The organism is Corynebacterium sp. HMSC065D07, from assembly GCF_001810695.1.
In the GTDB taxonomy this organism is placed as follows: domain Bacteria; phylum Actinomycetota; class Actinomycetes; order Mycobacteriales; family Mycobacteriaceae; genus Corynebacterium; species Corynebacterium hesseae.
On record NZ_KV802460.1, the window covers coordinates 1 to 272 of the forward strand.

Consider the following 272-nt stretch of genomic DNA (forward strand, 5'->3'; position numbering starts at 1 on the left):
TCCAACGGAACCTCTGCCTGGCTGGAACTCCAGGTTGGGGAAGACACCGGCATTAAACTCGATGCCTTCATCCACACAACCGCCGCAAAAGAAGGAATCACTGTTGCTGAAGCGGTCATCAAACTCTTAAGCGGCGAAATACAACCACCAGCCACCGTAGTCTTACACACCTATCAGGCCTGCGATATTGAGAATGCCCCAACCTTTATTGAAGGCTTCGGCTGGCGGCAAGAGCCCATGCCGCATGATAAAACCCGGGATCTAACCGGCGA

Annotated in this window: 1 pseudogene; it reads left to right on the forward strand. The window is 53.3% G+C overall.

From position 1 onward, the window contains the following. Positions 1 to 272 (forward strand): annotated as a pseudogene (locus HMPREF2760_RS08080) (HNH endonuclease); the annotation flags it as partial.